Annotated in this window: 22 protein-coding genes; 12 read left to right on the top strand and 10 right to left on the bottom strand. The window is 70.8% G+C overall.

From position 1 onward, the window contains the following. Positions 1 to 975 carry a phosphate ABC transporter permease subunit PstC gene (gene pstC, locus ACWDR3_RS03340; RefSeq protein ID WP_450350409.1) on the bottom strand — a complete coding sequence of 325 codons (975 nt, stop codon included), beginning with the start codon at positions 973 to 975 and terminating at the stop codon, positions 1 to 3. 291 nt (positions 976 to 1,266) lie between these two features. Here pstC and ACWDR3_RS03335 point away from each other — a divergent pair, with 291 nt between their 5' ends. Together ACWDR3_RS03335 and ACWDR3_RS03330 are read left to right on the top strand one after the other, a co-directional pair. Beyond that, positions 1,267 to 1,662: a luciferase domain-containing protein gene (locus tag ACWDR3_RS03335; protein WP_450350407.1), complete on the top strand. Its 396-nt coding sequence runs from the start codon at positions 1,267 to 1,269 to the stop codon at positions 1,660 to 1,662. A gap of 225 nt (positions 1,663 to 1,887) precedes the next feature. Beyond that, positions 1,888 to 3,858, top strand: a complete 1,971-nt coding sequence (locus ACWDR3_RS03330; protein WP_450350405.1) for a YncE family protein — start codon at positions 1,888 to 1,890, stop codon at positions 3,856 to 3,858. Between the two features lie 93 nt (positions 3,859 to 3,951). Here the strand turns inward: ACWDR3_RS03330 and ACWDR3_RS03325 are convergent, their stop codons facing one another. Further along, the gene (locus tag ACWDR3_RS03325) at positions 3,952 to 4,530 is read right to left on the bottom strand and encodes a hypothetical protein (protein ID WP_450350403.1); all 579 of its coding nucleotides are present in this window, start codon (positions 4,528 to 4,530) and stop codon (positions 3,952 to 3,954) included. A gap of 36 nt (positions 4,531 to 4,566) precedes the next feature. Continuing rightward, entirely contained in the window at positions 4,567 to 5,544 is a 978-nt protein-coding gene (locus tag ACWDR3_RS03320) for an Lrp/AsnC family transcriptional regulator (protein WP_450350401.1), read from the bottom strand. Between the two features lie 207 nt (positions 5,545 to 5,751). Here ACWDR3_RS03320 and ACWDR3_RS03315 point away from each other — a divergent pair, with 207 nt between their 5' ends. Together ACWDR3_RS03315 and ACWDR3_RS03310 are read left to right on the top strand one after the other, a co-directional pair. After that, positions 5,752 to 6,324, top strand: a complete 573-nt coding sequence (locus tag ACWDR3_RS03315; RefSeq protein ID WP_450350399.1) for a RidA family protein — start codon at positions 5,752 to 5,754, stop codon at positions 6,322 to 6,324. Positions 6,325 to 6,352: 28 nt separating this feature from the next. Continuing rightward, on the top strand, positions 6,353 to 7,039 hold the full coding sequence (locus ACWDR3_RS03310; RefSeq protein WP_450350397.1) for a DUF4328 domain-containing protein: 687 nt from the start codon (positions 6,353 to 6,355) through the stop codon (positions 7,037 to 7,039). Here ACWDR3_RS03310 and ACWDR3_RS03305 read toward each other — a convergent pair. From ACWDR3_RS03305 to ACWDR3_RS03290, 4 genes are all read right to left on the bottom strand, one after another. Further along, positions 7,029 to 8,117, bottom strand: a complete 1,089-nt coding sequence (locus ACWDR3_RS03305; protein WP_450350395.1) for a chitinase — start codon at positions 8,115 to 8,117, stop codon at positions 7,029 to 7,031. The two genes, ACWDR3_RS03310 and ACWDR3_RS03305, sit on opposite strands and share 11 nt — an antisense overlap. A gap of 92 nt (positions 8,118 to 8,209) precedes the next feature. After that, positions 8,210 to 10,783 carry an FtsX-like permease family protein gene (locus tag ACWDR3_RS03300; protein WP_450350393.1) on the bottom strand — a complete coding sequence of 858 codons (2,574 nt, stop codon included), beginning with the start codon at positions 10,781 to 10,783 and terminating at the stop codon, positions 8,210 to 8,212. Between the two features lie 19 nt (positions 10,784 to 10,802). Continuing rightward, entirely contained in the window at positions 10,803 to 11,561 is a 759-nt protein-coding gene (locus ACWDR3_RS03295; RefSeq protein WP_450350391.1) for an ABC transporter ATP-binding protein, read from the bottom strand. Further along, entirely contained in the window at positions 11,558 to 11,812 is a 255-nt protein-coding gene (locus ACWDR3_RS03290) for a hypothetical protein (RefSeq protein ID WP_450350389.1), read from the bottom strand. The genes ACWDR3_RS03295 and ACWDR3_RS03290 overlap by 4 nt, the downstream gene beginning before the upstream one ends. A 183-nt stretch (positions 11,813 to 11,995) precedes the next feature. Here ACWDR3_RS03290 and ACWDR3_RS03285 point away from each other — a divergent pair, with 183 nt between their 5' ends. After that, positions 11,996 to 13,291, top strand: a complete 1,296-nt coding sequence (locus tag ACWDR3_RS03285; protein ID WP_450350387.1) for a sensor histidine kinase — start codon at positions 11,996 to 11,998, stop codon at positions 13,289 to 13,291. 37 nt (positions 13,292 to 13,328) lie between these two features. Continuing rightward, positions 13,329 to 13,988: a response regulator transcription factor gene (locus ACWDR3_RS03280; protein WP_450350385.1), complete on the top strand. Its 660-nt coding sequence runs from the start codon at positions 13,329 to 13,331 to the stop codon at positions 13,986 to 13,988. A gap of 31 nt (positions 13,989 to 14,019) precedes the next feature. Here the strand turns inward: ACWDR3_RS03280 and ACWDR3_RS03275 are convergent, their stop codons facing one another. Beyond that, positions 14,020 to 14,940 (bottom strand): hypothetical protein, encoded by a 921-nt coding sequence (locus tag ACWDR3_RS03275; protein ID WP_450350383.1) that lies wholly within the window; start codon positions 14,938 to 14,940, stop codon positions 14,020 to 14,022. A 103-nt stretch (positions 14,941 to 15,043) separates the two neighbouring features. Beyond that, the gene (locus tag ACWDR3_RS03270) at positions 15,044 to 16,078 is read right to left on the bottom strand and encodes a glycoside hydrolase family 26 protein (protein ID WP_450350381.1); all 1,035 of its coding nucleotides are present in this window, start codon (positions 16,076 to 16,078) and stop codon (positions 15,044 to 15,046) included. Positions 16,079 to 16,378: 300 nt separating this feature from the next. Here ACWDR3_RS03270 and ACWDR3_RS03265 point away from each other — a divergent pair, with 300 nt between their 5' ends. Both ACWDR3_RS03265 and ACWDR3_RS03260 read left to right on the top strand, forming a co-directional pair. Beyond that, entirely contained in the window at positions 16,379 to 18,907 is a 2,529-nt protein-coding gene (locus tag ACWDR3_RS03265) for an ATP-binding protein (protein WP_450350379.1), read from the top strand. A gap of 21 nt (positions 18,908 to 18,928) precedes the next feature. After that, positions 18,929 to 19,690 carry a DUF4118 domain-containing protein gene (locus tag ACWDR3_RS03260; protein ID WP_450350377.1) on the top strand — a complete coding sequence of 254 codons (762 nt, stop codon included), beginning with the start codon at positions 18,929 to 18,931 and terminating at the stop codon, positions 19,688 to 19,690. Between the two features lie 172 nt (positions 19,691 to 19,862). On the opposite strand, the gene ACWDR3_RS03255 is transcribed toward ACWDR3_RS03260, so the two are convergent. Next, positions 19,863 to 20,396 carry a hypothetical protein gene (locus tag ACWDR3_RS03255; RefSeq protein WP_450350375.1) on the bottom strand — a complete coding sequence of 178 codons (534 nt, stop codon included), beginning with the start codon at positions 20,394 to 20,396 and terminating at the stop codon, positions 19,863 to 19,865. Between the two features lie 308 nt (positions 20,397 to 20,704). Here ACWDR3_RS03255 and ACWDR3_RS03250 point away from each other — a divergent pair, with 308 nt between their 5' ends. From ACWDR3_RS03250 to kdpB, 4 genes are all read left to right on the top strand, one after another. Then, positions 20,705 to 22,549 (top strand): APC family permease, encoded by a 1,845-nt coding sequence (locus ACWDR3_RS03250; protein ID WP_450350373.1) that lies wholly within the window; start codon positions 20,705 to 20,707, stop codon positions 22,547 to 22,549. A gap of 213 nt (positions 22,550 to 22,762) precedes the next feature. Beyond that, positions 22,763 to 22,852: a K(+)-transporting ATPase subunit F gene (gene kdpF / locus ACWDR3_RS03245; protein ID WP_016434100.1), complete on the top strand. Its 90-nt coding sequence runs from the start codon at positions 22,763 to 22,765 to the stop codon at positions 22,850 to 22,852. A 7-nt stretch (positions 22,853 to 22,859) separates the two neighbouring features. Continuing rightward, the gene (gene kdpA, locus ACWDR3_RS03240) at positions 22,860 to 24,524 is read left to right on the top strand and encodes a potassium-transporting ATPase subunit KdpA (RefSeq protein WP_450350371.1); all 1,665 of its coding nucleotides are present in this window, start codon (positions 22,860 to 22,862) and stop codon (positions 24,522 to 24,524) included. Next, positions 24,521 to 26,180 (top strand): potassium-transporting ATPase subunit KdpB (gene kdpB, locus ACWDR3_RS03235; RefSeq protein WP_450350369.1); only part of this gene is annotated, 1,660 nt, incomplete at its 3' end. The genes kdpA and kdpB, both read left to right, overlap by 4 nt.

The raw sequence follows: 26,180 nt of genomic DNA, 5'->3' as shown, positions 1-26,180 counted from the left end.
TCATGCCTCGCTCTGCGCGCCGGACCGGGAGCGGGCCACGATGGAGGAGGCGGTGAAGTTGACCGCCAGGGTGAGCAGGAACAGCGCCAGGCCCGCCGCCATCAGCGCCGACATGCCGAAGGTGGAGGCGTCGCCGTAGTGCAGGGCGATGAGCGAGGAGACCGAGTTGGAGCCGGTCTGCAAGATGTGCGGCTGGATCACGAAGACCGGCGAGATGATCATGTAGACGGCGATCGTCTCGCCCATCGCCCGGCCGAGCCCGAGCATCGTCCCGCCGATGATCCCGCCCTTGCCGTAGGGCAGGACGACCGCGCGGATCATCCCCCAGCGGGTGGCGCCCAGCGCGTACGCGCCCTCCCGCTCACCGGCCGGCGCCTGTGCGAACACCTCGCGCATCACCGAGCACTGGATCGGCGCGACCATCAGCGCGACCACGATCCCGGCGATGAACGCGGAGGCGGTGTAGACGCTGTCGGAGGCCAGCGGCTCGCCCGGCTGGGTGCCGTCCACCTTCAGGAACGGGATCCAGCCGAACCAGTCCGACAGCCAGCGGGAGAGCCCGATGACGTGCGCCTGCAGGAAGAACAGGCCCCACAGGCCGTACACCACCGACGGTACGGCCGCCATCAGGTCGACCATCGTCACCAGCGTGCGGCGCAGCGGGCGCGGGGCCACGTCCGAGATGAACAGCGCGGTCCCGACGGCCAGCGGCACGGAGATCGTCACCGCCACGGCGGCGATCAGCAGCGTGCCGGTGAGCACGGCCGCGATCCCGAAGCGGTGGACGTCCGGCTGCCATTCGGCGGTCGTCAGGAACGCCCAGACACCTCTGGCGCGGAGCGTCTGGAAGGCCCTGAGCAGGAGAAAGAGTCCGACGGCCGCCATGACGGCGAGGACGACGACCCCGGTGGCCGTCAACTGCACCCGGAAGACCCGGTCACCGAGGCCACGGGCCGCCGACGGCCGCCTGGGCACGGGTCTTTCGGACTCCGGTCTGCCGGAGTCCTCCTGCGCGGACAACACGTGCGCCCCCAAAGGAAACGATTCGCCCCACACGGCTACGAATTGATCGCCGCGCGGAGTGAGTCAATGGCCGGTTCCTTTCGCTCGATGCCGCCGGATATGGAGAAGGTGTGAACGGTTCATGTCATTTCAGTGGGGCTGATGTGGAGGGAGGGGCTCCGTGAGACGTGAGGAACATCTCTCCCGGGTTACGTATCCCTCAATCCCTGGTGGCCGCGCGGTGAGCACCGCACCATGGATGCCATGACCCCGGCCCAGAAAGCCATGGACCAGCTCGCGAAGTGGCCCGACCTCAGCCCGTGTCCGGCCAACTGCGGCACGGGCCGGGCGCTGCGCTCCACCCGCGACGAGATCGTCCACTTCCACTCGGACCGCGATGTGGACCTCCATCTCACCTCCCCGGCGATCCAGCGGCTGCACTACGACTTCGCCGAGTCCAGTGCGATCCGCATGGTCCCCGGCTCCCGCTGGGTCACGATCCACCTCGACTGCGACGGCGACGTCGATCTGCTGCTCAGCCTGGTGAGCGTGGCCCTCAAGGCCCACCAGAACGGGCCGGCTCCGGAGACCGCCCCGATGACCGGGTGCAACTACCACCGGGTGACGGTGCTGCAGCGGGACGGCGCCGAGGACGCGTGACGGTGCCGGCCGGCGGCGAGCGACGGTGCGGCCGACTGTGCGTGATCATCACGCCCTTCAAATCCCTTTCACAACTGTCACAGCCATGACATAAGCTGCGTTCAGGCAGCCGCGCCCCGTGCGTCACCGCACTTCACGGAGCTACCAGGGGGCACGTACGGGCGTTGCGCGGCGCTCTCAACTCCCGGTGACACACCGGGTTTTCTTCGTGGGGGTATCAGTACTGTGCGCACGCGCAGCATCTCGACCGCGACGGCGCTCGCGGTCCTCTTCGGCTCGGCGGCGCTCGCCGTGGGCACGGCCGGACCGGCGGCGGCCGACTCCGCCAGGATCCTGCCGGTGAAGTCGGTCGGCGACCTCGTCGTGGACGGCCTGCACCAGCGGGTCTACGTCTCCGACCCGACCAGCGGCAAGATCCTCATCACCGACTACTCGGGCACCGTCAAGGCCACGCTCACCGGCATGACCGGGGTGACCGGCCTGGCCCTGTCCGCCGACTCCGGCCTGCTGTACGGCGCGGTCAAGGGCGGCGACCGGATCGTCACCGTGGACACGCAGACCGCCACGCCGACCCTCAGCTACCCGCTGGGCAACGGGATCGCCCCGAGCGACCTGGAGGTCGTGGACGGCCGGATCTGGTTCTCCTACGACAACAACTTCGGTTCGCTCGACACCTCGGGCGCCGAGCCGGTCGTCCACCTCGACCAGCGCGGTGACGCCGGTGTCAGCGGCTCCGGGACGGTCCTGGCCGCCGACCCGGCCGTGCCGGGCGTCCTGGCGGCGTCCGACGGGGGTGACGTCGCGGTGTACGACGTCACGGGCGACGGGGCCACGCTGCGGACCAAGTCCTACGTGGGTTCCTCCGTGCGGCAGATCGACCTCACGCCCGACGGCAAGCAGCTGCTCACCTCCTGGGCCGAGGACGGCGGTTACGGGGTCGGCGCCTACTCGACCACCGACCTCGCCCGGCAGCCGAGCTACCCGACCGAGCCGTACCCGAACGCCGTACGGGTCGCGCCGGACGGCTCCGTCGCGGGCGGCAGCTCCTCCTGGTACGAGCCCGACGTGCACATCTTCAAGCCGGGCGAGCAGAAGCCGACGCGGCAGTACGACTTCCCCAACACCGGCAACAGCAGCGGCGCCGACACCCTCGTGGAGGGCGCGCTGGCCTGGGCCCCGGACAGCAGCCGCATCTTCGCCGTCTCCGTCAACGACTCCGGCGCCTACACGCTGCGCGCGCTGACCGACCCGACCAAGGAGCTGCCGACCCTCACGGTGGCGGCCCCCGCGAAGTCGGACCGCGCCAAGAAGCTCACGGTCACCGGCAAGCTGGCGTCCAAGACGCTGCTCCCGGCGGGCACGAGCCTCAAGGTCACCCGCACCGACATCGACTCGCCGAACGGCAAGGCGCTGCCGGTCGTCAAGACGAAGGCGAACGGCACGTTCTCCTTCACGGACACCCCGCCGGCCGGCGGCAAGGTCACCTACAAGGTGAGCTTCGCGGGCGACAAGACCCACGCGGCGGCCGCCGGCTCCGACGCGGTCACCGTCTCCCGCGCCTCGACCAAGCTGAGCCTGAACAACAACCGCAAGCTGTACTCGTACGGCAAGGACGTCAAGTTCACCGCGCACCTCGGTACGACGTACAAGAACCGCTCGGTCGAGATCTGGGCCAACCCGTTCGGCACCGACAAGCCCAACAAGCTGATCAAGTCCGGCAAGGTCAACTCCCACGGTGACATCGCCGCGTGGGTCGACATGACCCGTGACACCGACGTCACCGCCGTCTTCAAGGGCGACGCCCGCTACGCGCCGAAGACGGTCAAGGTCACCGCCTTCGCCAAGGTCAAGGTCTCGGTCGCCGTCGCCAAGCACTACAAGACGGGCAAGATCGGCTCCACCACGTACTACTGGTTCCACAAGAACACCAGCCCGGTGCTCACCACGACCATGTCGTACTACCCCGGCCGCCAGCAGCGCTTCGACCTGGAGGTCTACTACCAGGGCACCTGGTACGACGCCGGCTCCGAGTACTTCTACCTCGGCACCAACGGCAAGTCCGCGGTGACCCTGGAGGCGGCGGGCGAGTCCGGCATCAAGGCCCGCATGCGCTCGGCGTACATCAACGGCTCCTCGGGCGACAGCGTCAACTCGACGACGTACACGGGGTGGAAGTACCTGTACTTCTCCAACTGATATACGAGGAGAGGCAGTTCGCGTAGGTCAGAAAGCTTGCAGTTAGGCAGGGGCGTCCCTCACAGGGGGCGCCCCTGTTGTGTCCGAAGCCGTTCACGTGGCCAGGCCGGCGACGGTCCCCGCCGCTACGCACGCGAGAGCGAGGTATGCGGCCGTGTCCGGCCATGGGCAGCGGGTCCAGGCTTCCCTGAACTGCGGTGACTTCGGGCCTTGTGCGCGGTCTGGGTGGTCGGTTTTCTGAATCCAGTCGTTCATTCGCTTCTCGGCCTCGCGTGTGGTGCCGATGAAGTGATCGACAACTGAGCCCCCGAACCCGAACACAGCGATCTCCCGGGACTCGGTCGTTCTGACGATCAGGGTTCCGCCGTCGTTGGCCAGCACCGAGCCGACGAGTTCGCGGGGAACCGTGTAGGTGCGCAGTGGGTTGACGATCACAAGGCGGTCCGCGAAAAGGCAGACCTTGGACGACGTGATCCGCCCCAGGACGGCACAGAGAGCGAGGTACACAGGGATGCCCTGCCATCCCTGTCGGAAGCCGTGCGTGGATGTGACCCTGATGACCGCCGCCGCGAAGCCGACGCCGAGGAGCGGCAGCGTGACCCAGGCGAATCCTGGCCAGGATCTTCGGCGCAGGACTGTCGGGTGTTCTCCCTCTGCCTTCACGAAGGGCAAAGGTACTGAATCTGTCTGTCAGTCAACCGGGCTGGTTCACGGTGCGACAGCGTGCCAGTGGCCGGTGTTGTACGTCATGCCGCTTTCCTTGATGAATGTGGTGACGAGGTGGACTCGGGCGTGGCGGTAGCCGGGGAGGTAGGGGAGTTCGTCGACCAGGAGTCGGTGGACGGCGTCCATGTCGGGGCCGGCCACGGCGGCGATGACGTTGTCGGGGCCGGTCACCGCGGCGGCCAGGTGGACGGGGGTGCGGGCTGTCAGTTGCTTCATGGCGTCGGTCAGTGAGGCCGGGTCGATCTGGAGGAAGAACACGGCCTGGATCTCCAGGCCGACCTGGCAGCGGTCGACGACGGTGGCGATCTCGGCGCCGCCGGACAACCTCAGCTGGTGAAGCCTGCGTTGGGCCGTCGCGGCGGAGGTGTGCGTGCGCGCGGCGAGCCGGGCGAAGCTCATCCGGCCGTCTTCGGCGAGGGCCTCGACGAGATGGTGCTCGTCGGGGTCGAGGGCGGGTCCGGGCGCGAGGCCCGGGCCGGAGTAGGGGTGGCGGAGCCGGTCCGTCTGGGCGCCGGTGAGCAGGGGCGGGTGTGGTGGTCCGGCCAGGGCGCACGCGCTCAGAACGGGCAGGGTCCGCAGGTCCAGAAGGTCGCTGATGATCGGTTGGCGGCGCAGTGTCAGGTCGTTGCGCTCCTCGCGGCTGCGGGGGTGGACCAGGGCGAAGATCTCGCCGGTGTCGAGGACCCAGACCGTCTTCACCGGGTACATCCGGGCGAGTTGGTGGGCCAGGCGCAGGGTCCGGTCGGGACGGGCGCGCAGGACGAGGATGAGCGGCCAGCCGCCCCAGGCGCGATAGGGGTTCTCCAGGACCGTGACCGCGAGGAGCCCCGACTCCAGCAGCCGAGTGCCCCGTCTGCGGATCGTGCTCTCGCTGATGTCCAGCACCTCGGCGATCGTCGTCCACGAGACGCGCCCGTTGGCCAGCAGCGCGGAGACCACCAGCTTGTCCGTCTCGTCCATGGTGCCGACTCCCCGTGGTGCGGTGTCCGTGCGTCTCGTGGGGAGTGTGCCCACGGTGACGAATTTCCTATGCGCAGCGCCGCGAGGTCGACGGAATCCTGCACATCCGCGGCCCTGGCCTGCGACGGCGGCTCTGGCGGACCTTCGGGCCACTTCACTGTCGTATGCACGCAACGCCAGCGAACCTACCGCCGGAGAGGCCTCGCCATGAACGTGAAGAAGAACAGCAGAGTGACCGTCACCATCGCGCTCGCCAGTGCGATGGCATCCGCCGGACTCGTGTGGGGCGTCCAGGCCGGCGCCGCCGAGGACCCGCAGCCGAAGACCACCGGCGTCTCCGCCGAGGCCCCGGCGCGGTCCACCGTGACGGCCGAGGAACAGGCCGGTCGGCACAAGTTGGGCGAGCCGTGGAAGTACAACGGCAAGACGGCCCTCTACCAGACCCACGAGGTGGTCGACCCGCGCGGCATCCTCTTCGTCGCGGGACAGACCGCGAAGGACGCGAACAGCAACTACGTCTATCTGTGGGACATGGAGAAGCAGATCGACAAGGTCCTCGACCAGGTGGAGAAGTACGTCAAGGACGCCGGGTACAGGCCGAACGAGATCACCCAGCTGCGGTACTCGGTGACGGACGAGGACCTGTTCTTCAAGCACTTCGACCACGTCGTCGACCGCCTCAACGACGACGGCATCAAGCCCACCAGCGCCGCGATCGGAGTCGAGCGCCTCGCCAAGCCCGGCGTCCTCATCGAGATCGAGGCGGTCGCCGTGCGCTGACCGTCGGGCCATCCGCAAAGATGACCCGGTGAACGATCACCAGGAATCCCCTCACTCGAATCCCGCAGCCGATCCCCGACTGCATCCCGTCCGCGGAGTCGCTCTCTGCACCACCGTCGCCCTCGCCCTCGCGGGCGTCGCCTGGGCCGTTCGGGCCGTGTGGCACATCAGGCTCGCGGTCGCGGGGGAGCCCGCCTCCGGGCCGCCGGACCAGGGCGGCGGTGTGCACCGGCCGTTGACCTCGCTGGAGGACTCGTACCACCAGGTGTCGACCGCCGGCGGGTTCGTGGTCGTCGTCTGTGTGATCGCCTTCCTCAGCTGGTTGAACCGGGTGCGGGACAACGCCCTCCTGCTGAGCGGCACCCCGGCCCGCTACTCAGGGTTCTGGGTCTACGTCGGCTGGATCGTGCCCATCGGCAACCTGTGGATACCCCGCGGTCTGATCGTCGACGTCCATCAGAAGAGCGCGCCCGGCGAACGGCTGCCCCGGGTCGTGAACGTGTGGTGGGGGCTGTGGCTCGTCGGGCTGTTCAGCGGCGTGGGGCTCGTGTACTCCGACTCCACCGACGAGGTCATCGGCCGTGCCTACAGCGAGGTGTGGCCGCTGCTCGCCTCCGACCTCGCCGTCGTCGCCGCGGCGGTGACCGCGATCTTCGTCGTGCGTGCGGTCACCGCCGTACAGGAGAGGCAGGGGCGACTGGAGGTCAGTCGTTGAAGCGCGCGAAGGTGTGGCTGAAGTAGTAGAGGTCCTGGGCGATCCCGGAGCAGGAGTTGGCGCCCTTCGTGCCCACGCAGCCGCCGTTGTCGCGCTGAAGGGCCCAGAAGGAGAGGGTGTTGATGCCCTTGGCCTCGGCCCAGCGTTCGACCTTGACGGCGTCCTGCGTGGTGAAGGTCTCCTCGGGACCGAAGTCGTCGATGCCAGGCATCTCCGTGACACCGATCATGTGCCACAGCTTCGACGAGCTCTTCTTCGGGTAGAGGGCGGCGAGTTGGGCGTGCAGCCCGGCCGCCGCCGTCTTCGTGTCGGCCGCCATGTCGTGCACGAGGCCGTCCCAGTAGTCGAAGGTCATGATGTTGACGACGTCCACGCGGGCGCCGTTGTCGACGGCGTTCTGCAGGAGGGCCACGCCGCTCGGCGCCAGACCGTTGGTGAAGGACGGCAGGGTGTACGAGAACTGCACGCGGTGGCCCGTGCGTTCGGCCCAGCGCTGCACCTTCGCGATCGCCTTGTTGCGGCGGTCGATGCCGGCCGTGTTGTTGATCGAGTCGGCTTCGATGTCGAGGTCGATGCGGGAGATCCCGTACGTCGTCACGAGGCCCTCGTAGACCTTCGCGATGGCGTCGACGTCCGTGCAGCTGTCGGCCAGTTCGGTGTTCGTCGTGTCGGCCGCGTAGCCGCCGAAGGACGGGATGACGTTGCCGCCGCGCCTCTGGATCTTCGCGATGTCCGCGCCGAACGAGGCCTTGGTGAGCGGGAGTTTGGTGTCGCCGTTCCAGTAGGCGGTGCACGAGCCCGGGGCGTCGGTCTGGAGGAAGGCCATCGTCAGGTACTTGTTGCCGGACGCGGCGGCCAGCTCGGCGGGGCTCTCGCCGGTCCACGCCTCGAAGTACGGCGCCGCCACATGCGCCGGCATCGGCTTCACGTGATGTGCGGAGTGCGCGGAGGTCTGCTGGGCGGCGCTCGCCCCGCCGCCGCCGAGCGCGACGAGCCCGGCGGACAGGGCGGTGACGGCGGTGCAAGCGAGAAGGGCACGGACTCGACGGGCTCGAAGTGGCGGACGCTGTCTTCTCATTGACGCTCCTGAGGAGGAGGTGGGCCTGAACGGGCAGCGCCTATCGTTGGACTAGACCAATTGTCTGTCAAGGTTCTTTACCATCACCGGACCTAACCAGCCCTCACCGCACTCGCCGGCGGCGTCCGCAGCGCCCGCCGGGTCGGGAACTCCACCGTCGCGAACGCGGTCACGACCACCGTCACCGCGATCGCCGGCAGCAGCCACACCGGACCGGCCGGCCAGGGACGCCCGAGGAACCCCTGCCCCAGCAGCGCGAGCGGCACCGCGGACAGCACGAGCCCCGAGACGAGCGCGGTCACGGCGATCACCGCGGCCTCCCGGCGCATCATCGCGCGGACCTGCCGCGGGGTCGTACCGACCAGCCGCAGCGCCCCGATCTCCCCGCGCCGCTGCGAAGTCGCCGCGACCAGCTTGTTGGCGATGCTCAGCAACAGATATCCGAGCAGTACGACGACCACCGCCAGGTTGACCCAGACCTGGGGCGGGGTGTCCTGGCCCGTGTCGACCCCGTCCGTGGGCGCGAGCATCAACCCAGGCTGGGCGGCGACGAGTTGGGCGAGCCGGTGTTCGGTCGCCGCGCTGCCGTCGGTGCGGACGAGGACGCTCGGGTCGAGGTGCGTGGAGGTGTGGCCGGCGACGAGGTCCCGGGACAGCGTCACCGGGCCGAACCCGAGCCCCCGGTCGTAGACGGCAACCACCTTCGCCCGCACCGGCGTTCCGTCCCCGAGCACCAGCCGCACCCGGTCGCCCACCCCGGCCCCGAACGAGCGCGCGGCCTCGTCGCTGATGGCGACCGTGGCGCCGGTGAGCCCGTTCGGATCGCCCTCCTTCACCCCGAGGTCGATCACGCCCGCCGCACCCGAGGAGAGGATCTGCGCGGAGGCCTCATCGGTCGTCGGCGCGCTCCCGAACTCCTTGTACTGCACCACCACGGTGGTCGACCCGACGGCCGCCGCCGCCCGCACCCCCGGCACCTTCCGCACGGCCTCCGCGGTCCCCGCCGGCAGCCCGCCGAGCCCGGGCGCGCTCACCCGGAACTGGGCCAGCGTCCCCGTACGGGTGTCGTCCGAGGTGGCGGCCATGACGGTGGTCTGCGCGAGGGCGTACGTCAGCACGAACACGACCGCCATCGACAGCGGGCTGACCACGCCGGACAGCCGCTGCGCGTACCCGCGTACGTTCGCCACCGCCAGCCAGGTCGGCGCCGCGACCCTCGGCCGCAGCCGTCGCGCCATCGCGTTGCCCATGCCCTTGACCAGGGCGGGACCGGCCAGGGCCAGGCCGATCGCGGCCAGGATCCCCGCCATGGAGGTCGTCGAGGCGCCGAGCGCGGTCCGGGCGAACAGGGGTGTCACCGAGAGGGTGAACGCGCCCAGGATCAGCACCAGTCCACCGCTTGTGCGGGCCTTCGACGGCTTGCGGGGCTCGACGCGCGACTCGGCGACGGCCTCGGTGGCCGGCATCCGCGAGGTGCGCCAGGCGGCGCAGCGGGCCGAGAGCTGCACGGCCGCGCCCATGAGGAGGAGGGTCGCGAGGGCGGGCAACGGGCTGACGGTGAGCGGGAGTTCGGGCGGCAGCACCCCGTGGTCGGTCAGCAGCGTGCGGAACTGCCCGGCGAGTACGTAACCGAGGCCGATCCCGGGCACCAGCGCCACCGCCGCCACGACCGACGACTGGGCCGCGGCAAGTCGCCTGATCTGCCGTGGAGTTGCCCCGACGGCTCGCATCAGCGCGAGGTCGCGGCGCTGTCCGGCGATCGTGACGCCCAGCGCGCCCGCCGTGACGAAGCCGGTGATCAGCAGCACGATGCCGCCGAGGGACGTCGACAGGAGGATGAGGAGGGAACGGGCGGAACCGATGCCGGGGGCCACCGCGTCGCCGCGGTCGGCGCCGGTCAGGACCTTGAGTCCGGTGCCTTCGAGACGGTTCCGGACGGCCGAGACGACCCACTTCTCGGTACCGGGTGCGGTGCGCAGGCCGATGAGATCGACGGTGCCGGCACGGGAGTCGGCCGTACCGGTGGCGTTCTGTCTCCCGCTCCCGCTCCTGTTTCCGCTCCCGCGGCCGGACAGTCGTACGGCGGTCTCGTCCGCGAAGTAGACGCCGGCGCCCGGCGCTCGGACCAGCGCGGAGACCCGGTAGGGGGTGGCGGCGCGGCCGTCCGCGACGACGTCGATACGGTCGCCGATCCGGACGCCCGCTCCGGCGGCGACCGCGATCTCGTCCGAGCCGGTCGGGGCGCGGCCCTCGATGCGGGGCTGGGAGAGCAGCTTCGTGGAGGACCAGCCGTGGCCGGCGGAGGCGGGGTCGTCGTTGACGGGTACGACCGTGCCGTGGGCGTCGAGGAGTCCGGTGGGGAAGCCGATGTCGCCGACGGCCGCGGTGACGCCCGGGAGTCCGGCCAGCTTGCCGACCAACTCGGCGGGGACGGTGGCGCGTTCGGGCAGGGCGATGGGCATCTCGCCGTCGGAGTGGAACTCCTGGTCGGCGGCGACGACGACGTTCGCGCCGCCGAGCCGGCCCGGCGGGAGCTGGGAGCTGAGTCCCGACTCGGCCAGCACGCCGGTGGTGGTGATGAGGGCGGCTCCGCCCAGCACCGCGCACGCCACGGCGAGCAGGGAGGTGATGCGGTGGGCGGCCATGCGCCAGGCGAAGTGCAGCATGTCTGTGTCTCTCCGCTCTCTACTTCTCGCCCAGGGCGACGAGCCGGTCGGCCAGTTCGGGGGCGGTGGGGTTGTCCAGGGACTCGACGACACGGCCGTCGGCCATCACCAGGGCGCGGTGCGCGCGGGCCGCGGCGGCCGGGTCGTGGGTGACCATGACCACCGTCTGGCCGAGCTCGTCGACGAGGTCGCGCAGCAGGTCCAGGACCTGGTGGGCGCTGCGCAGATCGAGCGCGCCGGTCGGTTCGTCGGCGAACACGACGGCGGGCTTGGCGGCCAACGCCCGTACGACGGCGGCGCGTTGCTGCTGGCCGCCGGAGAGTTCGGCGGGGCGGTGGGTGAGCCGGTCGGCGAGTCCGACCCGGTTCACCAGGGTGTGCAGCCACTGGTCGTCGGGGCGGCGGCCCGCGAGGCGCAGCGGGAGCGTGATGTTGTCGGCGATGCTGAGGGAGGGGATCAGGTTGTAGGCCTGGAAGACGAAACCGACGCGCTCGCGGCGCAGTTCGGTACGGCGGGTCTCGTTCAGTCCCGCGATCTCGTGGCCGTCGATGCGGATGCTGCCCGAGGTCGGCGAGTCCAGTCCCGCGGCGCAGTGCATCAGGGTGCTCTTGCCGGAGCCGGAGGGCCCCATCACGGCGAGGAAGGTGCCGCGCGGGACGGTGAGCGAGACGTCGGCGAGGGCGTGGACGTCGCCGGCGTAGGTCTTGGCGACGTGGTCGAGGGCGATGGCGGGGGTGGTGGGGGAGGCGGTCGGGCCTGCCGCGTATCGAGTGCTCACTTGCGTCGACCCCGCAGGCTGCGCACGACCAGGGTGCCGGCGGACAGGACGGTGACGATGCCGGCCGCGAGGTGCGGCACGGTGCCCGAACCTCCGTAGGAGAGCGCCATGTTGGTGACCGCGCTGATCACGACGAGGGCCCAGAGGAGGGTGCGGGCCACGTCGGCGCGGGTGATGCCGTCGGAGGTGTCGGCGGAGCCGGGGACAGGGGTGGGGGTGGAGGTGAAGCGGTAGGGGTCCGTGTGAGCCATCGGAATCTCCTGTGGGCGGTCGGGGTTGCTGACGTGCCCAAACGCTATGGATCGGGACCCCTCGCGGCCGATCCCGTGGGCCGCCGGGTTCGAGGTACAGCAGGCTGTACTTCCCGCCCGGAAGGGCGACGGCGAACTCCTTTCCCTCATAAGGTCGTCCGCGACGAGAGGAGAGCCGAGCCGATGACAGACGCGCCCGCGATATCGACGTCGACGCCCGCTTCGACACCGCCGCCGCCTCCGGGGGCGACCGTCCGAGAGACCGTCGTACGCACGGTGAAGGCGGCCGGGGCCGCGATCGCGCAGTTGGCCGGTGGGTTCGTCACGGCGGTGCTGGCGCTGGGTGTGCTGGCTCTGCTGGCGGTGACGGCGGTGACCGCGGTCGTCGGTGTGGGCCTGCTCCTGGCGCCCCTGGCGTTGCGCGCGCTGCACGCGCTGGCCGGTCGCGAACGCGCCCGCCTGGACCGGGCCGGCCCCGAGGTGATCGCCCCCGAACCACCGCCGACCCGCCTGCGGCTCGCCCTCGCCGACGCCACCACCCGCCGCGAACTGCGCTGGGCGGCCCGGCACGCGAGCCTGGGCCTGCTCCTGGGCTTCCTAGGCGTCTACCTCTCCCTGTCCGCGGTACGCGACAGCACGTTCCCTCTGTGGTGGAAGCTGTTGCCGGAGGGCGGGACGAGTACGTCGATCGGGATCGGGACCGCGCACTCCTGGTTGGACGCGCTCGTGGTGCTGCCGCTGGGCGTGGGCTGGGTCGCGATCGTGCTGGGCCTGAGCCCGGCGATGGCGCGACTGCAGGCGGAGCCGGGCCGTCGCCTGCTCGCGGCCGGCCCGGACGTCGATCTCTCGCTGCGGGTCGCGGAGTTGACGGCGACACGCGCCGCAGCGCTGGACGCTCACGCGATCGAACTCCGGCGTATCGAGCGCTCGTTGCACGACGGCACCCAGAACAGGCTCGTCACCGTCACGGTGTTGCTCGGGGCGGCCCGTCGCCAGGTGGCTCGCAACCCGGACGCCGCCGACGAACTCCTCGAACGCGCGCAGTCCGCGGCCGAACACGCCCTCGCCGAACTGCGCAGCGTCTCCCGCAGCATCCTCCCGCCGGTCCTGGACGACCGGGGCCTGGCGGGCGCGCTCTCGGGGCTCGCGGCGGAGTGCGCGGTGCCGTGCCGGACGGACGTGGACGTACCGCAGCGGTGTGCGGCCTCCGTGGAGGCGACGGCGTACTTCGTGGTGGCGGAGGCGCTGACGAACATCGCCAAGCACAGTGGCGCGACCCGGGCGAAGGTCACGGTCCGCGCACGCGGCGGCCGCCTGCACCTCCTGGTCGAGGACGACGGCCGAGGGGGCGCCGACGAGGCGGGCGGCTCCGGCCTGACCGGCATCAGCCGCCGTATCGCGGCCCTCGACGGTACGCTCCGCGTCACGAGCCCGCGGGGCGGGCCGACGCGACTGGAGGCCGAACTCCCTTGTGGCTGAGGGCAACAGGCTTCACGACTGAGAACTGGACACCGACATGCGTGTGGTGATGGCCGAGGACGACCCGTTGCTGCGGGAGGGCGTGGCCCTGCTGCTGGGGGCGGAGGGGCTCGACGTGGTGGCGAAGGCGGGCAACGCCGAGGAGGCCCTGGTCGCCATCGACACCCACAGGCCGGACGTGGCGATCCTCGACGTACGGATGCCGCCCACGCACACCGACGAGGGGATCCGCGCGGCGGTGGAGGCCAGACGCAGACACCCGGAACTCGCCGTGCTGGTCCTGTCGGCATACGTCGAACAGAGCTTCGCCACCGAGCTGTTGAGCGGCGGGGTGAACGGCCTCGGCTACCTCCTCAAGGAACGGGTCGGCCGGGTCGAGGAGTTCCTCGACGCCCTGCACCGCGTCGCCGCCGGCGGCACGGCCATCGACCCCGAGGTCGTCGCCCAACTCTTCACCCGCTCCCACCAGGACACCCGCCTGGACCGCCTGAGCCCCCGCGAACGCGATGTCCTGACCCTCATGGCCGAAGGCCTCGGCAACACCGCCATCGCCGAACGCCTCGTCGTCACCGACGGCGCCGTCCACAAACACATCCGCAACATCTTCGCCAAACTCGACCTCTCCCCAACGGACCAGGTGGACCGCCGGGTGGCAGCGGTGCTGCAGTACTTGGAGGAGTCACGCCGGGCTCGGTAAGCGGGTTCGGCGCGCTGAACGGGGGCCCGGCCTATTCCCCTTCTGCATCCGCCTCAGCTACACCTTCCTCATCCGCGAACAGGTCTTCGGCCTGCTCGACAGTTCCGGCGAGGTCGAGCCAGCGGGTGACGCGGTCGAGGTCGGTGCAGGTGGCGATGCGTTCGCGGACGACGTCGGGGACCGGGATACCACGCACTTCGAGGACGCGCAGAACGCCCCTGGCTTCTCCCTCAGCCTTGCCCTTGGCCTCGCCTTCGAGGAAGGTCCTCTCCATGAGGTGGCCCCGCCCAGGGAAGTAGTTGACGAAGGTCATGATGTTCCTCCATGTGTCTCCGGCGGGGCTTTCCCCCAGCGCGCTGTCCAGGAACTGGTAGAAGTAGTCGACGTTGTTCGAGTCCATCCCGGCGAGGGCGCGGCCCAATGCGTCCAGTATGGCGTCGATGTCCGGGCCCTTGGCGTGTGTCAGGGCGGAGAAAGCGGCCATCGCGGGCTTCTCGGCGGCGGTTCGTGCGTCAGTGATGGGCGGAAGATTGTCGGGACCGATGACCAAGGGGTAGGTCTTCTGGGCGGTCCAGCCGCGGGCCTCGCAGGAGAACGGTCCGGCCGCCCACTTGGTCGTCGCACGGTCGCGGCAGACGACCAGCAGGAGCACCGGCAGGTCGTACTTGGTGCGGAGATACGCCACGTAGTAGGGCCAGCTCGACTCCTTCTTCGTGTCGCGCCGCTCCTGTGCCTCGATGGCGAGCAGGAAGGCGTCGCCGTCGGACGGCTCGACGCGCAGGACCGTGTCGACGTGCCGGGCGAGTGGCTTGGCCTCCGTCGCGTCGGTGGCGATCGCGTACACGGCGGCCTTCTCGGGTAAGCCGATGTCCAGCGCCTTGAAGACCGGTGCCAGGATCTCGGGCCGCTCCTGGAAGATGCGGTGCATTCCCTCGTGGGCTGATGTGACCATGTGCGCAAAATAGGTGGATCAAGGTCCGCGCTGTCCGGCCTATTCGGATGCGTTCACTCTTTCGGGGACAGCAAGAACGTTCAGCCACTCGCTCTCAGAGCCCTCACCCCATCCCCCGCCGATACACCCCCGAAGCCCGAGAATTGCCCCCGCACCGCCACACCCCGTGCGGGCAATAGTCCGTGATCGACTGGTAGACCGGGCGGACGCGGGCGATCCACGCCAACATGCCTTTCATGTAGGCCGAGTTGTCGCCGTTCTTGTACAGGCCCCATTCCGGGTACGACACCGGCTTGCCGTGGGTTCGGGCGAAGCGGAGTTGGGCTGCCAGGCCGTAGGGCTCGCGGAGTTGGGTGCGGAAGGGCATGCCGTGCGGGGAGTCGTACGTGTCCATGCCGATGATGTCGACGTAGGGGTCGCCGGGGTAGCAGCGGGGCCAAGGGATGGCGTCTCGGCCGCGGTTGGGGGCGAAGTCGAAGCGGAAGTGCTGGCCGGGGACCGCGCGCATGGCGCGGACGATGCGGCGCCAGTACGTCCGCCAGGCCGCCGGGTCCGGGCCGCAGCGGTGGGTGTACGTGATGCCGTTCATCTCCCAGCCGACGACGAGGACCGTGTCCGACAGGCCGAGGCGGACCAGGCGTTCGGCCAGGGCCCGGAAGTGGGCGTCGTAGCGGCCCTGTGCGCCGCGGCGGAGTTCCGTGCGGACCGTGCGGTCGGGGAGGTGGGACTCGTTGCGGGGCAGCATCGGGACGTTGAGGACGAAGAGGCGGTCCGGGCGGGCTCGGCGCCAGGTTCCCCAGGGTGAGAGTTGGCCGTCGGATCCCTCGATGCCCTTCCAGCGGTCTCCCGGCAGGTATTCGCGGCCGACCCGGGGTGCGGGCGCCCCCCGTCCGAGCCAGCCCGCCAGGCCGGCGATCCGCCGGACGCCCGCGGGGCCGTATCCGAGATACGCGCCGAACGGGGTGGTGGCGGGGCGGGACGCCGGCGCGCCGGACGCGTATATTCCGCCGTCCTCACCTGTCCCGCCGCTCTCGGAGAGGGGCGCGCTCGCCGGTCCCGTGAGTGTCGCCAGGGCGAGGAGCGCGGCGGCCAGGGAGAGGGTCAGGAGGCGTATGCCGCGGGTGCCGTCCGGGGTCACTGGTCCGTCTCCTGTCCTGGGCGGCGGCGGCCGCGCCGCCCTGACGGAAACGACGTACCGCCGATCGGGGTAACGCGGCACCCGCCCACCAGCGACGACCGCCCACCGGTTCCTCCGTCGAAGCGGGCGTCAAGACCGTGTCAAGGTCCCCCCGGCCCGCGCCAAGGAAGCGCTAACGCGGGCCCCGGCCGGGGTGCCGAGGGGCTTCCGTAGAAGGAGTGATCCTCCTCCCGCGGGAACCGGGCCCGCGGACAGCGAACCCCCGGGGGTCGAGCCAGTGAGCGGAGCGCGTCGGCGGCGATGAGTGATGTACGGGCCGGACGGCTGAAGGTCTACCTCGGGGCGGCCCCGGGGGTCGGCAAGACCTACCGGATGCTCGACGAGGGCCGGCGGCGGGCCGCGCGGGGCGCGGACGTGGTGGTGGGGTTCGCCGAATGTCATGGGCGGCCGCACACCGAGGCGATGCTGGCGGGCCTTGAGGTCGTGCCGCGCGCCCGATGTGCCTACCGGGGTGGGGAGTTCGAGGAGATGGATCTCGCCGCCGTGCTCGCGCGGCGGCCCGAGGTGGCCATCGTCGACGAGTTCGCGCACACCAACGTGCCCGGCGGGGGCCGCAATCCCAAGCGGTGGCAGGACATCGAAGTGCTGCTCGCCGCCGGGATCGACGTGGTCACCGCGCTCAACATCCAGCACCTGGAGTCCCTCAACGACGTCGTCGAGCGGATCACCGACGTGCCGCAGCACGAGACGGTGCCCGACGACGTCGTACGCCGGGCCCACCAGGTCGAGCTGGTGGACATGCCCCCGGAGGGCCTGCGGCGGCGGATGGCGCACGGCAACGTGTACGCGCCGGAGAAGGTCGACGCCGCCCTCGCCAACTACTTCCGCACCGGCAACCTCACCGCCCTGCGCCAACTCGCCCTGCTCTGGGTCGCCGACCGAGTCGACGAGGCACTCCAGGACTACCGGACCCGGCACGGCATCGGGCGGGTGTGGGAGACCCGCGAGCGGGTCGTCGTCGCGCTGACCGGCGGCACGGAAGGAGACACCCTCGTACGACGGGCCGCGCGCATCGCCGCCCGGTCGGCCGGCGGCGATCTGCTCGCCGTGCACGTGGCCCGCAGCGACGGCCTCGCGGCCGGCGTCTCGCACGCCTCCCTCGCCCGCCAGCGGCGCCTGGTCGAGGACCTCGGCGGCAGCTACCACTCGGTGGTCGGCGACGACATCGCCACCACGCTCGTGGAGTTCGCGCGGGCCGAGAACGCCACCCAGCTGGTGCTGGGTACGAGTCGGCGGGGCCGGCTGGAGCGGTTCCTCACCGGGCCCGGCACCGGCGAGACCGTGACCGAGCTGTCCGGCGACATCGACGTCCACCGCGTCACCCACGAACGGGCGGGCCGCGGCACCCTGCTGCCGTCCCGGCGCCGCACCCTCTCCCCGCGCCGGATGATCGCGGGACCGGTGGCGGGGTTCGTCCTGCCGGTGCTGCTGACCGTCGGCCTCGCCCAGGTGCGCGGCACCGTGACCCTCACCAGCGAGGCCCTGCTGTTCCTGCTCGCGGTGGTGGGCGTGGCCTGCATAGGAGGGGTCGCCTCCGCGCTGATCGCCTCGGTCACGGCCTCCCTGCTGCTCAACTACTGGTTCATCCCGCCCATCGGGGCCTTCACGCTGGACGATCCGAACGCGCTCATCGCCCTCGGCGTCTTCGCGGTCGTCGCCGTCACGGTCGCCGCCGTCGTCGACCGCTCGCTCAGACTCTCCCGCCGCTCCGCCCGCGCCACCGCCGAGGCCGAGACCATGTCGTCCCTGGCCGGCAGCATCGTGCGCGGCGGCGCGACCATCCCGGCCCTGCTGGAACGCACCCGCGAGACCTTCGGCATGGACTCCACCGAACTCGTCGACGAGCCGCCGGACGGGCCGGACAGCGAGGGCGTCACCGTCGTGCCCGCCGGACCCGGCGCCCACCTCGCGCTGCGCGGACGCACCCTCTCCTCCTCCGAACGGCGCGTCCTGGCCGCGTTCGCCGCGCACGTGGGCTCCGCCGTGGAGCGGGCCCGACTGGCCGAGGCCGCCGCCGAGATCGAGCCGGTGCGGGCCGCCGACCGGATGCGTACGGCGCTGTTGCGTGCCGTCAGCCACGATCTGCGCACCCCGCTCGCCGCGGGCTGGGCGGCGGTGACCTCGCTGCGCAGCCGGGACGTGGAGTTCTCGCCGCAGGACCGGGACGAACTCCTCGCCGCCGCCGACGAGTCGATGGCGAAGCTCAACCGGCTGGTGGAGAACCTCCTCGACCTGAGCCGCCTTGAAGCGGGCGCGCTCACCCTCAACCTGCGGGCCACGGCCCTGGAGGAGGTGCTGCCGATGGCCCTGTCCGACGTGCCCGAGGTCGTCGTCGCGGACGTGGAGGCGATCCCGGCCGTGCTCGCCGATCCGCCGCTCCTGGAGCGCGTGATCGCCAACCTGGCCGGCAACGCGGCCCGGCACACCCCGCCGGGGAAGCCGGTGCTCGTGACGGCAAGTGCCCTGGCGGGGCGGGTCGAACTGCGGGTGGTCGACCGCGGCCCCGGCCTCCCGCCGACGGGCCGGGACCGGCTCTTCGAACCCTTCCAGCGCCTCGGCGACACCGACAACACCACCGGCCTGGGCCTCGGCCTCGCCCTGGCCCGGGGCCTGACGGAGGCGATGAACGGCACGCTCACCCCGGAGGACACCCCGGGCGGCGGTCTGACCATGGTCGTCTCCCTGCCGTTCGCGGAACGGACGACGGGGAGCACACAGGCGGTACGGCATCCGCATCCGCACCCGCATCCGCGAGGTGCCCGGACGTAGACGGACACAGGAGGTGCCACCATGAGCACCGAGACCCACACCGGCACATGGAGAATGCCCCGCACGGGTCGGGGAATCCACCCGACCCGAGACCAACTCGCCCTCGCCACGAGCCTGTTGGCCCCCTTCCTCGTGGCCCTCGCCCTCGTCCCCTTCCGCACCCACCTCTCCTCGACGAACGCGGCGCTGATCCTCGTGGTGGTCGTCGTCGCAGTCGCCGCGCTGGGCAGCCGGACGGCGGGCGTGATCGCGGCGCTGTCGGCCGCGGCCTGGTTCGACTTCTTCCTCACCCGCCCGTACGAGACCTTCGACATCACCGCGTCCGGCGATGTCGAGACGGCCGTGCTGCTCCTGGCCGTCGGTGTGATCGTCGCCCAACTGGCCGCCCACGCACGCCGTTTGGAGGTGGTGACGGTGACCGACGCGGCCCAGTTGGCGCTCATCCACCGGATCGCGGCCCTGGCGCGGACACCGGGCTCGGCGGACACGGTCGTCGACGAGGTCCGCACGGAACTCGTCGGCCTCCTCGGGCTGCGCGCCTGCCGCTTCGAGTACGGCACCCTGCTGGGCCGCCCGCCCCGGCTGCGCGAGGACGGCACGGTGACCGGCGCCCACGGCTGGGCCGCGGACGAGGTCGAACTGCGCTCCTACGGCAACGGCCACTACGTAGGCCGCTTCATGCTCACCCCGGGCCCGGGCCCCGTACCGCCGTTGCAGACCCGCCTCGTCGCGGTGACGCTGGCGGAGCAGGCGGGGGCTGCGCTTGCTCCTGGCCGGAGGTGAGCGGCGACCACCTCTACGCCGATCAAGGTGGGCTGGTACGCACCCGGCGGGGCCGTCTACGAACGGACCGCCCCGCGCGCTCCGAGGAAACGGGACCGTGCCCGACCGCTGGCCGGCGCCCCCGCCCGACCGCTGGCCGTCGACCCCGTCCGACCGCCGGCCGGTAACCCGCTCACTCCAACCCCGAGTTCCTGAACACCGCGTGAGCCGTCTCCCGGTCGATGCGTCGGGAGAGCCGGCTCAGTGCGAGCGTGCCGTTCTCCAGCGTGCCCGCGGCCGTCGACCGGTGGGTGCCCTCCGTCAGGTGGAACCACAACTGGGGGTTGTTCTCCAGTACTTGGGGGTCGATCTCCACCCGTTCGCCCAACGCGTCGCGCAGCACCAGCCGTTGGGAGACCCCGTCCAGCAGGCCCACCGACACCAGCAGGTCGGTCCGTACCCGTCGCTCGCGCAGCAGGCCGCGCGAGGACAGCCAGTTGTCGCCGGCCGACACCCGGGCGGGGCACAACACGGCGAAGAGCAGCGCGGACAGGCCGAGCCAGAGGGCGCAGCGCCACGGCTCCAGGCGGCCCGCGCCCCAGTCGACCAGCAGGAGCAGCGCGAGCAGCACGCCGGCGCAGCGCACGGCGTCCCGCAGGTCGCCCGCCCAGCGCAGGTCGTGCGCGGCCTCGGGTGGCCGGTTCAGGTCGTCGTCACCGCGTTCCATAGCGGAGACCGTAGGGACCCGGAGCGCCGGACCGACAGCCATTGACGCGACTCATATACGACTCTGACGGGATTCTGTCCGGCGGGAATCCGTCCGGCTCCCGCGGGATTCCGCACGTCTGCGGCGGGATTCCGGCCGACTCCGACGGGCACCCCCGCTCGTCAAGGCCCCGTCAAAGAAGGCCCGTTCCGCGCGAAGAAGGCGCAAGGATCCGTCGGCCCCGGCCCGCGGCGGACAGAACCTGAGGGCACCGTGCGCCCCCAGTCCTCGCGCGCGGAACCGGACGCCCGACGAAGGAGCACGCACCCATGTCCGTCCTGACCCTTGAGCCGGGCGGCGCGACCCCCGCCGACGAAGAGCCGCCCGACACCGGCGAGCAGCACCGGCTGACCGCCGTCACAGGGCTGGCCGCGCTGTCGCTGGACGCGATGGCGTCGGTGGCCTACGGGCCGGAGGCGATCGTGCTGGTGCTGGCCGCGGCCGGCGCGCACGGGCTCGGGTTCACGCTGCCGGTCACGCTGGCCATCGCGGGCCTGCTGGCGGTCCTGGTCGCCTCGTACCGGCAGGTCATCGCGGCCTTTCCGGACGGCGGCGGCTCCTACGCGGTCGCGAAAACCCACCTCGGCGCGCGCACCAGCCTGGTGGCCGCCGCCTCCTTGGTCCTGGACTACGTACTGAATGTCGCTGTGGCCGTGACCGCCGGTGTGGCCGCGCTGACCTCGGCTTTTCCGGGTCTGTACGGTGACCGGCTGTGGCTGTGCCTCGCCGTGCTGGTGCTGATCACCGCCGTGAATCTGCGCGGCATCGTGGAGTCGGCGCGGGCGTTCATCGTGCCGACGGTCGTGTTCGTCGGGTCGATCTTCGTGCTGATCGGGGTCGGGCTCTTCCGGTCCGCGCCCGTCAGTACCGCCGCCGCCGACGGGCACGCCTCTGTGCTCGCCGACAACGCCACCACCGTCGGCGCCCTGCTTCTGCTGAAAGCTTTCGCCTCCGGGTGCAGCGCCCTCACCGGCGTCGAGGCCATCGCGAACGCCGTACCCTCCTTCCGCCGCCCCCGCGCCAAGCGCGCCCAGCGGGCCGAGGTCGCGCTCGGTGCCGTACTCGGTCTGATGCTGATCGGCCTGTCGGTGCTGATCTCCCGCTTCCACCTCCAGCCGGTCGCGGGCGTCACCGTCCTCGCCCAGCTCGCGGACGCCTCCTTCGGGCACAACTGGGCTTTCTACGTCGTCCAGTTCGCCACGATGATCCTGCTGGCGCTGTCCGCGAACACGTCCTTCGGCGGGCTGCCGGTGCTGCTGAAGCTGCTGGCCCGGGACAACTACCTCCCGCACGTCTTCGCCCTCAAGGCCGACCGCCAGGTGCACCGGCACGGCGTACTCGCCCTCGCGCTGGTCTCGGCCGCCCTGCTCGTGTTCTCCGGCGGCGACACCAACACCCTCGTCCCGCTCTTCGCCATCGGCGTCTTCGTCGGCTTCACCATCGCCCAGGTCGGCATGGTCCGGCACTGGCGCCTTGAGCGCGGTCAGGGCTGGCGGGGCAGGGCCTCGCTCAACGGGTTCGGTGCGCTGCTGACGGGGGTGGCGACGGTCGTCGTCACGCTCAGCAAGTTCGAGGAGGGCGCCTGGCTGCTCGTGGTGGCGCTGCCGGTGCTGGTGGCCGCCTTCGTCGTCGTGCACAAGGCGTACGCCCGGTTGGGCGAACGGCTCGGTCTCGGTCGCGTTCCCGAGACTCCGCACCGCGAGCGGTCGCTGGTGATCGTCCCCGTCTCCTCGCTCTCCCGGCTCACCTCCGAGGCGCTGACCGCGGCCGCCTCCCTCGGCGACGAGGTCCGCGCAGTGACCGTCTGCTACCCCGACCCCGAGGACCGGGCGCAGCTGCACGCCCTGGAGCGGGCCTGGGCCGACTGGGACCCGGGCGTGCCCCTGGTCCGCCTGACCTGCGAGCACCGCACCCTGGGCCGCCCGATCGCCGCCTACGTCCGTGAGGTCGCCGCCACCGAGCCGGCCACCCGCGTCACCGTGCTGATCCCCGAGACGGAACCGGAGCGGCTGTGGCAGCGGCTGCTGCAGAACCAGCGGGGCGCGGTCGTCGCGCACGCCGTGCGCAGAGACACCGATGCGGTCATCTGCCGGCTGCGGTTCCGGCTCCCCTGAGCCACTGTCGTAAGAGTCCCGTCAAGGGAGCGCCCGCCGCCGTAAGGGAGGCGTCAACGGTGGCCGAAACCGGTCTGGCAGGCGTTTTGCTCTAAGCGTCCTCATCTTCCGAACCTCATCCCAGGAGTCAGCGATGGCCGATCTGGCCTTCGTAGTCATCACGCTCGCGGTCTTCGCGCTGGTGGCCCTCGTCGCCAAGGGGGTGACCAAGCTGTGACCGCCGAGAACATCGTCGGACTCGTCGTGGCCGTCGCCCTGCTGGGCTATCTCGTCCTCGCCCTGATCTTCCCGGAGAGGTTCTGAGACGACCATGGGTCCCGTACTCGCCGGCGTGCTCCAGCTGCTCGCCCTCATAGGCGCACTGGCGCTCGCCTACATCCCGCTCGGCAACTACATGGCCCGGGTCTACACCTCCGACAAGCACTGGCGCGTCGAGAAGTGGATCTACAAGGGCATCGGCGCCAACCCCGACACGGAGATGCGCTGGCCCGCCTATCTGCGCGGTGTCATCGGCTTCTCCCTGGTCGGTGTGCTGTTCCTGTACCTGCTCCAGCGCATCCAGGGCGTGCTGCCCGGCTCGCTGGGCTTCTCCTCGATCGAGCCCGCGCAGGCGTTCAACACCGCCGCGTCCTTCGTGTCCAACACCAACTGGCAGTCGTACTACGGCGAGCAGGCCATGGGCCACGTCGTGCAGACCGCCGGGCTCGCCGTGCAGAACTTCGTCTCCGCGGCCGTCGGTATCGCCGTCGCGGTGGCGCTGGTGCGCGGCTTCGCCCGGGCGCGCACCGGTGAGTTGGGCAACTTCTGGTCCGACCTGGTGCGCGGCACGATCCGCATCCTGGTGCCGATGGCCGTCGTCGCCGCGGTCGTGCTGGTCGCCTGCGGTGCCATCCAGAACTTCTCCGGGATTCACGAAGTCGGTCAGTTCATGGGTGGGCAGCAGCAGTGGAACGGCGGCGCGGTCGCCTCGCAGGAGGCCATCAAGGAGCTGGGCACCAACGGCGGCGGCTACTTCAACGCCAACTCCGCCCACCCCTTCGAGAACCCGACGCCCTTCACCAACCTGTTCGAGATCTTCCTGCTGCTGGTCATCCCGTTCGCGCTGACCCGCACGTTCGGCGTCATGGTCGGCTCCGTGAAGCAGGGCTACGCGATCCTCGCCACGATGGCCACCATCTGGGTCGGCTTCGTCGCCCTGATGATGTGGACCGAGTTCGCCCACCACGAGGGCGCGCTGCAGATCGCCGGCGGTTCGCTGGAGGGCAAGGAGACCCGCTTCGGGGTCGGCGCCTCGTCGATCTTCGCGGTGTCCACGACGCTGACGTCGACGGGCGCGGTGGACTCCTTCCACTCGTCCTTCACCGGCTTCGGCGGCGGCATCACCATCCTGGGCATGCAGCTGGGCGAGATCGCGCCCGGCGGTACCGGCTCCGGCCTCTACGGCATCCTCATCATGGCGATCATCGCGGTGTTCATCGCCGGTCTGATGGTCGGCCGCACCCCGGAGTACCTGGGCAAGAAGATCGGCTCCCGCGAGATCAAGCTGGCCGCCGTCTACATCCTGATCACCCCGGCCCTGGTGCTGGTCTTCACCGCGATCTCGATGGCCCTGCCCACCCCGCCGGACTCGATGCTCAACTCGGGCGCGCACGGCTTCTCGGAGGTCCTGTACGCCTTCACCTCGGCGGCCAACAACAACGGCTCGGCCTTCGCCGGTCTGAACGCGAACACCGACTGGTACAACACGATGCTCGGGCTCGCGATGCTGCTCGGCCGGTTCCTGCCGATGGTGTTCGTCCTCGCGCTGGCCGGCTCGCTCGGCGAGCAGAAGCCGGTGCCGGCCACCGCGGGCACCCTGCGCACCGAGAAGCCGCTGTTCACCGGCCTGCTGGTGGGCGCGATCCTGATCATCGTCGGTCTGACGTACTTCCCGGCCCTGGCGCTGGGACCGCTGGCCGAGGGGCTGGCGTCATGAGCACCCGTATAGAGAAGTCAGAGGACTCGATGTCCACAGCCACTCCGACCCGGGCGCCGCACAGCGACGTACCCACCGGGCACAAGTCCGCCGAGAGCCGTGTCGGCGCGGGTCTGTTCGACCCCAAGCAACTGCTGCGGTCGCTGCCGGACGCGGTCCGCAAGCTCGACCCGCGGGTGATGATCAAGTCGCCCGTCATGTTCGTGGTGTGGATCGGGTCCCTGCTGACCACGGTCTTCTCCTTCAAGGACCCGGGCGACTGGTTCGGCTGGACGATCAGCGCCTGGCTGTGGCTGACCGTGATCTTCGCCAACCTGGCGGAGGCGGTTGCCGAGGGCCGCGGCAAGGCGCAGGCCGACACCCTGCGCAAGGCCAAGACCGACACTGTCGCGCGGCGGCTGGTGGACGGCCGTGAGGAGCAGGTGCCCGGCACCGAGCTGAGGATCGGCGACCTGGTCGTCTGCGAGGCCGGTGACGTGATCCCCGGCGACGGTGACGTCGTCGAAGGGGTCGCCTCGGTCGACGAGTCGGCCATCACCGGCGAGTCCGCGCCCGTCATCCGTGAGTCCGGCGGCGACCGCTCGGCCGTCACCGGCGGTACGAAGGTCCTCTCCGACCGGATCGTCATCAAGATCACGACGAAGCCCGGCGAGACCTTCATCGACCGCATGATCGCCCTCGTCGAGGGCGCGGCCCGGCAGAAGACGCCGAACGAGATCGCGCTGAACATCCTGCTGGCCTCGCTGACGATCGTCTTCCTGCTCGCGGTGGCGACCCTGCCGCCGTTCGCGGACTACGCGGGCACCCACCTGACGATGATCGTGCTGGTCGCCCTGCTGGTCTGCCTGATCCCGACCACCATCGGCGCCCTGCTCTCCGCGATCGGCATCGCGGGCATGGACCGGCTGGTGCAGCGCAACGTGCTTGCCATGTCAGGCCGTGCGGTCGAGGCCGCCGGTGACGTCTCCACGCTGCTGCTCGACAAGACCGGCACCATCACGCTCGGCAACCGGCAGGCCTCGGAGTTCGTGCCGGTGCGCGGCACCACGGAGGCCGAACTCGCCGACGCCGCCCAGCTGTCGTCGCTGGCCGACGAGACGCCCGAGGGCCGCTCCATCGTCGTCCTGGCGAAGGAGAAGTACGGGCTGCGCGAGCGCCACCAGGGCGAGTTGGCGCACGCCGAGTGGGTCGCGTTCACCGCGCAGACCCGGATGTCCGGCGTCGACGTCGACGGGCGCAAGATCCGCAAGGGCGCGGCCGGTTCGGTCATCACCTGGGTGCGCGAGCGGGGCGGCGATGTCACCGCCGAGGCACAGGAGTTGACGGAGCGGATCGCCGGGGCGGGCGGCACGCCGCTGCTCGTGGCGGTCGAAGACACCGACGGCGCCCGGGTGTTGGGCGTCATCCACCTCAAGGACGTCGTCAAGGACGGCATGCGCGAGCGGTTCGACGAACTGCGCCGCATGGGCATCAAGACCGTCATGATCACGGGCGACAACCCGCTGACCGCCAAGGCGATCGCCGAGGAGGCGGGCGTCGACGACTTCCTCGCGGAGGCCACTCCCGAGGACAAGATGGCGCTCATCAAGCGGGAGCAGGCCGGCGGCAAGCTGGTCGCGATGACCGGCGACGGCACGAACGACGCGCCCGCGCTCG

The organism is Streptomyces sp. NPDC001002 (assembly GCF_053599215.1).
Note: the sequence above shows the minus strand (reverse complement) of the source record. Positions and strands in the feature narration are given on the sequence as shown.